Here is a 273-nt window from a genome sequence, read left to right on the forward strand (position 1 = left end):
GTGGCCGCGGTGGCGGCGGCGCTGGTGTGCAGGCGATATGTGGGGTTGCTCCGCCATCAGGTCAAGACCGTCGTGGTGCTGACGATGGCGAGATGCACGGAGCGAACCATTTCGGACCGGCGGGACGAAGTGGTCGCCATGGCCACGACTATGATCGTGGCAGATCGCGCGATGAAGGGCGGCATCATCGATGCCGTTGAGCACGAACTTGTTTGGCAGCGCATATACGATGAGATCGGCTCGTTGCAATGCGCCTCGGCGAAGTGAATGCCC

1 protein-coding gene is annotated in these 273 nt (G+C 62.3%); it reads left to right on the top strand.

Annotated elements, in window-relative coordinates; translation table 11 throughout:
- A partial coding sequence (locus tag SB717_RS35775; protein WP_410907713.1) for a DUF6611 family protein occupies window positions 1-267 on the top strand: 267 nt, incomplete at its 5' end.
- Between the last annotated feature and the right edge of the window lie 6 nt (window positions 268-273).

Origin of the sequence: Priestia sp. SIMBA_032, from assembly GCF_046535215.1 — a bacterium.
In the GTDB taxonomy this organism is placed as follows: domain Bacteria; phylum Bacillota; class Bacilli; order Bacillales; family Bacillaceae_H; genus Priestia; species Priestia aryabhattai.